The following is an 8187-nucleotide window of genomic DNA, read 5'->3' as shown; positions in this document are numbered from 1 at the left end:
AGCTGAGAACTTCCTAACGCAGAAAAATAACTTACCACCTTAGAGCTGCCCTAGGGAAATTAAGTATCTAGTGCCGTATAAACGACGTTACCGTAAAAGAAGCCATTGCATTTTGTGATGGGAATCTGGGTGGAACCACGGGTATAAGCACGCTCGTCCCTATTTTAGGGATGAGTGTGCTTTTTATTATGAAATGGAGAGATGAAAAATGAAAGAACAAATGATTGAAATTAAATTTCCAGATGGTAGCGTGAAAGAATTTGGAAAAGGAATTACTTTAGAAGAAATTGCGGGATCTATTAGTAGTAGTTTGAAAAAGAAAGCAGTCGGGGGGAAAGTGAATGATGGATTATATGATTTACGCCGAAATATTGAAGAAAATGCGGAAGTAGAAATCATTACTATAGATTCAAATGAAGGTGTAGAAATTGCAAGACACTCTGCGGCACATATTTTAGCGCAAGCTGTAAAAAGAATGTATGGTGATATAAATCTTGGGGTAGGGCCTGTTATTGAAAATGGATTTTATTATGATATGGATCTTCCAAGTAGTGTAAACATAGAAGATTTACGAAAAATCGAAAAAGAAATGAAAAAGATTATAAATGAAAATATAAAGATAGAACGAGTTGAGGTTTCTCGAGAAGAAGCAGCAAAACTGTTTCAAGAAATGAACGATTGCTTGAAATTAGAACTTTTAGAAGCAATTCCTAGTGGGGAAAGTGTAACACTATATAAACAAGGTGAATTTGTAGATTTATGTAGAGGGCCACATTTACCATCAACAGGTTATTTGAAAGCATTTCAATTAACTCATGTTTCCGGTGCATATTGGCGAGGTGATAGTAATAACCAAGTGCTTCAGCGCATATATGGTGTTGCATTCTCTTCTCAAAAAGAATTAGAAGAGTATTTACATTTCGTTGAAGAAGCAGCAAAAAGAAATCATCGTAAGTTAGGCAATGAGCTTGAGTTATTTATGTTTTCTGAAGAGGCTCCGGGAATGCCGTTTTATTTACCGAAAGGACAAATGATTCGTAACGAATTGGAAGCATTTTTAAGAGGAATTCAAAAAGAGTACAATTATCAAGAAGTACGCACTCCGTTCATGATGAACCAAGAAGTATGGGAGAAATCAGGGCACTGGGGACATTATAAAGATAATATGTATTTCTCTGAAGTAGATAATAAAAGTTTTGCATTAAAACCGATGAACTGTCCAGGGCACATGCTTATGTTTAAAAATAAATTGCATTCTTATCGTGAATTACCGATTCGTATGTGTGAATTTGGTCAAGTACATCGCCATGAGTTTAGTGGTGCGTTAAACGGATTATTAAGAGTACGTACTTTCTGCCAAGATGATGCACATTTATTTGTAACTCCAAAACAAATTGAAAATGAAATTAAATCAGTAATGGCGCAGATTGATTACGTATATAAAACTTTTGGATTCGAATATGAAGTAGAACTTTCTACTCGTCCAGAAGATTCAATGGGTGATGATAAATTATGGGAGCAAGCAGAAGCAGCATTAGAAAATGTATTACAATCGCTAAATTATAAATATAGACTAAATGAAGGTGACGGTGCATTTTACGGGCCGAAAATTGATTTTCATATTAAAGATGCTTTAAATAGAAGTCACCAGTGCGGAACAATCCAGCTTGATTTCCAAATGCCAGAGAAATTTGATTTAAATTATATAGATGAAAATAATGAAAAGAAAAGACCAGTTGTTATTCACAGGGCAGTTTTAGGGTCATTAGATCGCTTTTTAGCAATATTAATTGAGCACTTTGGAGGGGCGTTCCCGGCATGGGTGGCACCAGTTCAAGTGAAAGTAATTCCAGTTTCAAATGCAGTACATGAACAATATGCCAATGAGATTGCACTTAAATTAGAACAAGCTGGAGTTCGTGTTGAACAAGATGCACGAGATGAAAAATTAGGATATAAAATAAGAGAAGCACAAATACAAAAAGTACCGTATGTTCTTGTTATTGGGGATAAGGAAATGGAAAACGGAGCTGTAAATGTACGTAAATATGGAGAAGAGAAGTCAGAAGTTGTTGCGCTAGATTTATTTGTGGCAAGTATTGAAGAAGAAATAAAGAATAGAAAATATTGATTGTAAAGAAAACACACTATTAGAAATTAGTGTGTTTTCTTTTTTATCTTACAAAAATGTAAGGTAAATGTAAGCGAAATCGAGGGAACGAGTTGTAGAAAAATGAGAATATGAAGTAGGAAATAGGTTCATGTTAAGGGTGTAACTCTTATTGGGTGAATAATTAAAAAATTCTTAAGAATTTACATGACAAAATAATAAGAAATATGTGAGAAATTGATTTTATACAAAAGGGATGGAGTGAAAGAGATGTCAACAAATGTAGTTACTGTAGAAAGTGTAGAAAAAACGTATGGGAAAAGAAATGAGAATCAGTCAAAAGCATTAAGGGGTGTATCGTTAAGTATTAAAGAAGGAGAATTTGTCGGGATCATGGGACCTTCTGGTTCTGGAAAAACGACTTTACTTAATGTGATAAGTACACTTGACCAAGCGACAGGTGGTAGTGTGACGATAGCTGGTACAAATATTACTTCTATGAAGGGCAATGCGTTATCTGATTTTCGCTCTCAAAAATTAGGTTTTATCTTTCAAGATTTTAACTTACTAGAAAATTTATCAATTTATGAAAATATCGCTTTACCACTTTCTTTGCAAGGCGTACCATCAAGTGAGATTACTGGAAAGGTAAATGACGTTGCGAAGAAATTAGGCATCACTGAAATTTTAACAAAATATCCGACGGCTGTTTCTGGAGGACAAAAGCAAAGAACAGCGGCGGCAAGAGCTTTAGTACATAATCCAGCAATTGTATTAGCAGATGAACCGACAGGCGCGCTTGATAGTAAAAATGCAAAAAGTTTATTAGAAGCGATGCAAGATTTACATGAAAATCATAATGTAAGTATTTTAATGGTTACACACGATGCATTCAGTGCAAGTTATTGTGAGCGTATTTTATTTATTCAAGATGGTCTTCTTTATAAAGAATTAAATCGTCAAGGCACTCGAGAGAATTTCTATCAAGACATTTTAGGTGTGCTCGCTCATATGGGCTCAGCTGCTGAGTCTAAGTAGGGGGCGAAACTATGTTATTTAAATTATCACGTCATAGTATGAAAAAGATGTTAAAAGATTATATGGTTTTACTTATTGGCCTCGTTATTAGTATTAGTATTTTCTACATGTTCCAAACAATGGCGATGAATAGTGAATTTACGAAAGATAATAGCCTAATTAGTAGTATTAGACTCGTCTTTTGGGTAGGTGCAATACTATTATCTTTCATTACTGTATTTTATATTATATATGCCAACTCTTTCTTACTCACGTTAAGAAGAAAAGAACTCGGTATGTACATGATGCTTGGTGCAAAAAAGAAAAAAGTAGCACAGTTATTATTTATTGAAACATTCGGTATGGGTATTGTCAGTATTATTATCGGTATTTTAGTAGGGATGTTACTTGCAAGTGTAGCAGGAAACTTTTTAATGAATGGAATGGAAATTTCAGCAAAAGGTAGTTATGCATCTGTATACACACCAGCAATTTTAGTTACAACTATTTTCTTTTTAATACTATTTTTCATTACTGGCTTAATGAACAGTGTCCGATTGTTACGTAAAACTGAACTAGAGTTAATTCGTGAAGATGAAACACTAGATGAAGTGAAGAAAAGTAAAACTCGTATTATTATAATGACAGTACTCGGTATATTGCTAGTAAGTACAGGATACTACTTTATGGTAAATATAAAAATGTTTGCTGAAGTCGGTTTTATAATAGCGACAATCGTTACAACACTTGGAACATATTTTATTTTTAGTTCATTGCTCCCATTTTTTGTGATGAAAATTAAAGGGAATAAAAAACGAAATGAAACAGGCTTAAATAGTTTTACATATGCACAGCTACGCTTTCGCGTAAATAGTTTATCAAGAGTATTAGGTACGGTAGCGATGTTAATTGCATTAGGCGCAGGTGCGATGACGGCAGGTATGGCGTTCCAAAAAAATGTAGGTATTATGACAGACTTTTCTCGTGTATATGATGTTGTAATTCATGATCCGAATGATCAAGACAAAGCTGCCTTAAAAGAAATGGAAATTGTTGAAGAAAGCAAGTACAAATATAAAGTAGATGGAGAAGCGGTTTATTATTTACGTAACGACTTAACTGCGAAACCACCACTTGTTTCAGACCATTTTGATACAAAAACGTTAAAAGAGCCTGTTCGTAAACGTGTGACTGAACCTTTAACTGAACCTGTATATTCAGCTTTAGAGGCTCCTGAATTAGCAAAATTCCCTCGTATGCCAAAGGATTGGGAAGACGCAGTTGTAAGAGAGATACAAATTACGCATAATCAATTTAGCGGAAAACCAGTAAGAATTGCAGACGAAGAGCATTATAAAGGAATTCAAGGAACAGAACACACTGTAACATTAGCAAAAGTAGATGATATGAAAAAATATAAACCGTTATTGATCGAAATAGACAAGAGACAAAAAGCACAAATTGAAAAAGCAACAGGTGAAAAGGTAGACTTATTTACGAAAATGACAATTTATCAGTTTATGAACAGCTTCATGAGTGGAACAATGTTTATGGGATTTTTCCTCGGAATTGCCTTTTTAGCAATGATGGCAAGTTCCCTGATGTTCAAAATATTAACAGGTGCTTCTCGTGACGTACGACGTTATGAAATGTTACGAAAAATCGGCGTAAGACGTAGTATGTTAACGAAAAGTATATATAAAGAAATTTCATATTTATTTATCTTCCCAGCAATTATTGGAATTTCCCACGTTTTAGTTGGGCTTAACTTATTCAGCTTTATATTAGTTGACCCGTTTGTAAAAGTATGGGTGCCAATAGGAATTTTCTTAGTCATTTATTTCATTTATTACTGGATAACTGTTCAACTTTATAAAGGTATGGTAATGCCGAAAGAAGAGGTAGCTAAATAGTTTATGAAAAGAGTCCTTGTTTAGAAAACAAGGGCTTTTTTCTATATTTGTAATACATTGTGATCGAGTCTTTCTATGAATCGTGTATTGAAAATTAAGAAAATATTAAGAGTTTATATAGCGGAAAGTTAAGAAGTGTATGGGATATTAAGAATGTGCAAAAGATCAAGGTGAAATTGAAGAGTGTAATTGTTATATATTCCTATTATTTTGAGGTAGTTGTGCAGAATTAAATTGATATTTTTATAAATTTAAAAGAAAGGAGACTACTTATGAAGAAGATAAAAAAATTAATAAAACTTATTGGTGCTACCATTACACTATTAGTAATCGTATCATTAGTATTTCCTACATGGACTGCGCAAATAAAGGGGAAAAACAGTATAAGTACATTAGAGCAAGTAGAGATCAATGGAAGTGGTCATGAAATTATGATACGTGGCAAAGATAAGAACAATCCGGTTATTATTTTTGTACATGGTGGACCAGGTACTTCAGAAATACCATATGCTCAAAAATACCAAAACTTATTGGAAGAGGAATTCACAGTTGTTAATTACGATCAAAGAGCGAGCGGGAAGTCGTATCATTTCTTTGAAGACTATTCGAATCTTACATCAGATCTTCTTGTAGAAGATTTATTAGCTATGACAGATTATGTTTCAAAACGTCTTGGTAAAGAAAAAGTAATATTGGTTGGTCATTCTTATGGTACATATATCGGAATGCAAGCTGCCAATAATGCTCCTGAAAAATATGAAGCATATGTTGGCATAGGGCAGATGAGTGATACAGTAGAAAGTGAAATGGATAGTTTAAACTATGTAATTGAACAGGCACAAAATGCTGGGAATACAGATGAGGTTTCCTATTTAAATGGGTTGACTGAAAAAATTAAAAATGGTGATACATATACTCCGAGAAATTATGTTGCGAAATATGGTGGAACATCAAGACTTATTGAAAATCCAGATGGTGATAATATCGGGATGTTACTTAGTAATGAATATAACTTGTTAGATGTAATTCGTTATAACGTTGGATTATCACATTCTCAAACTGTCTTATTAGAAAAGGATTTAAAGAATCTATTGCCTACTAAGGTGACTAAAATGAAATTACCGCTTTATTTTCTTATGGGGAAATATGACTATAACACTTCATATCATGCGGCAAAAACATATTTTGATACGATTGAAGCAGATCAAAAAGAATTTATTACTTTTGAGAAATCAGGTCATTATCCACAATTTGAAGAGAAAGAAAAATTTTATAAGTGGATGTGTGATACATTTTTAAAATAAATAAAGTGGATCCGAAATTTATAGAATTAAAAAAGTTAGCGAGACGTAAAAAAATCTTAGCTACATATCATTACGTAAAGCGAAGTTAAATAAAAAGACTCTTGTATAAATGACAAGAGTCTTTTTATAATGTTCTCTATGTAGAAGGAAAAGATTGGATAATAGTCGAAAAATATAATATAACTTCCGGGAAATGACTAGAATAATAAAATTTTGTCGAGAGAAAGGATATTAAGTATGAAAGAAATGCTACAGTTATTTCGCAACAAAGTGTACACACGTTTTTTCTAGCAAATATTTTAGAGCGACTCGGTTCTATGATTGCTGTCAGTCAATAGGCTGAACACTCTGAGAAAGGTGGTGAAAACAATGACTAGAAAGAAAGCAGTGAAAGTATTACGTAAACAAAAGAAAAGAGAAACCATGCAACGATTCACGCAGAAACAGAATATCGGACGAGCTTGCCTGACTGCAAAAGAATTCCGCTTACTGCAACGCATGTCACATAGTTCAAAAGCGTTGCGAAATGTTGGATTGTACACGATTAAACAAAGTTACTTGAATCATAACAAGATGGCTACTGTAAAAGAAGTGGACAATGCCATGCAAGCCGATATGAACTACTGGGGCATTCAATCAAACTCTGTCCAAGCGATTCGTAGAGCCTTATATGCAGACGTAAAAAGCTTTTTTAAAGCAATGGAACAGTGGAAGAAAAAACCTGAAACATTCACAGGTCGTCCTAAGTTTCCGAATTATTCTCGTTCAACGGACAAACGAATTATTGAAATCTATCAAGTTCCAAAAGTGGATGATAACGGGTATTGGATGATTCCGATGAATGTTGCATTTAGAAAAAAATTCGGTTCCATTAAAATATGTATGCCAAAAAACTTAAGACATAAAAAAATCTCCTACATTGAGATTGTACCGAAGCAAAAAGGTCGGTTCTTTGAGGTGCATTACACATATGAAATGTACGTTTCTCAAATGAAGAAACAACCCACGACTACGAGTAACGCTTTAAGTTGCGATTTAGGTGTAGATAGATTAGTAAGTTACGTGACAAATACAGGTGATGCTTTCTTAATTGATGGAAAAAAATTAAAATCCATAAACCAATACTTCAACAAAATGATACGTAATCTCCAGCAGAAAAATATTGAAAATGGACTTTCAAAACGCGTTGTAACGAACAAAATGGCTGCACTTTGGCATAAACGAGAAAGACAAATAAATGGTTACATTTCACAAACGGTAGGTCTGTTGTTCAAAAAAGTGAAAGCATTTGGCATAGATACGGTTGTCGTAGGGTATAACGCTGGTTGGAAACAAAAATCTGATATGGGAAAAAAGAATAATCAAACATTTGTTCAAATCCCATTGCATAAACTGCTTGCAGCAATTGAGAATAAATGTGTAAAAGAAGGCATCCGATTTTTAAAACAAGAAGAAAGCTATACTTCAAAAGCTAGTTTTCTTGATAAAGATCCGGTTCCAGTTTGGTCTAAGGATGATAGGATGCATTATCGCTTTAGTGGCAAACGAATCACTCGTGGTCTGTACCAAAGTAAAGCAGGAACATGTATCCATGCTGATATTAACGGTGCTCTGAATACATTGCAAAAATCAAAAGTTGTAGAATTGGATGACAATCTCAAAGTGAAAACGCCGATTCTATTAGAAGTGCAAAAACGTAAGGCTGTTGCTTCGCGCATAGCTTAGTGGGTGCGTCAACCATCCATGTGTACTCGACTTGTCGGGGCTTGTAGCACACGCCGGATTCATCTGAGTGGTGGCTTCTTCCACAAGGAGGAACTGCTCTTTTTCGAAAGGGTGGTGC

Annotated in this window: 5 protein-coding genes and 1 pseudogene; all 6 read left to right on the top strand. The window is 34.1% G+C overall.

Annotation, left to right across the window (positions count from 1 at the left end; genetic code table 11):
- Window positions 1-208 precede the first annotated feature (208 nt).
- The 6 genes and pseudogenes from thrS to MRP26_RS29240 all read left to right on the top strand — a co-directional run bounded on the left by thrS (window position 209) and on the right by MRP26_RS29240 (window position 8069).
- Window positions 209-2131 (top strand): threonine--tRNA ligase, encoded by a 1923-nt coding sequence (thrS, locus tag MRP26_RS29265; RefSeq protein ID WP_197241499.1) that lies wholly within the window; start codon window positions 209-211, stop codon window positions 2129-2131.
- 249 nt (window positions 2132-2380) lie between these two features.
- Complete coding sequence (locus MRP26_RS29260; protein ID WP_000106426.1) at window positions 2381-3148, top strand: ABC transporter ATP-binding protein; 768 nt, start codon at window positions 2381-2383, stop codon at window positions 3146-3148.
- Between the two features lie 11 nt (window positions 3149-3159).
- On the top strand, window positions 3160-5040 hold the full coding sequence (locus tag MRP26_RS29255) for an FtsX-like permease family protein (protein WP_242807381.1): 1881 nt from the start codon (window positions 3160-3162) through the stop codon (window positions 5038-5040).
- A gap of 272 nt (window positions 5041-5312) precedes the next feature.
- Window positions 5313-6344, top strand: a complete 1032-nt coding sequence (locus MRP26_RS29250) for an alpha/beta fold hydrolase (RefSeq protein WP_242807380.1) — start codon at window positions 5313-5315, stop codon at window positions 6342-6344.
- A gap of 237 nt (window positions 6345-6581) precedes the next feature.
- Window positions 6582-6670: pseudogene (locus MRP26_RS29245) on the top strand (MFS transporter); the annotation flags it as partial.
- Between the two features lie 43 nt (window positions 6671-6713).
- A complete protein-coding gene (locus MRP26_RS29240) occupies window positions 6714-8069 on the top strand; it encodes an RNA-guided endonuclease TnpB family protein (RefSeq protein WP_078400266.1) in 1356 nt (451 codons plus the stop codon).
- Window positions 8070-8187 lie beyond the last annotated feature (118 nt).

Source organism: Bacillus sp. CCB-MMP212 (assembly GCF_022748145.1).
GTDB classification, from domain to species: Bacteria; Bacillota; Bacilli; order Bacillales; family Bacillaceae_G; genus Bacillus_A; species Bacillus_A cereus.
Note: the sequence above shows the minus strand (reverse complement) of the source record. Positions and strands in the feature narration are given on the sequence as shown.

Bases quoted from the DNA above. Each gene is read 5' to 3' on its own strand.
- thrS (WP_197241499.1), top strand. From the start codon at position 209: ATGAAAGAACAAATGATTGAAATTAAATTTCCAGATGGTAGCGTGAAA.
- MRP26_RS29260 (WP_000106426.1), top strand. From the start codon at position 2,381: ATGTCAACAAATGTAGTTACTGTAGAAAGTGTAGAAAAAACGTATGGG.
- MRP26_RS29255 (WP_242807381.1), top strand. From the start codon at position 3,160: ATGTTATTTAAATTATCACGTCATAGTATGAAAAAGATGTTAAAAGAT.
- MRP26_RS29250 (WP_242807380.1), top strand. From the start codon at position 5,313: ATGAAGAAGATAAAAAAATTAATAAAACTTATTGGTGCTACCATTACA.
- MRP26_RS29240 (WP_078400266.1), top strand. From the start codon at position 6,714: ATGACTAGAAAGAAAGCAGTGAAAGTATTACGTAAACAAAAGAAAAGA.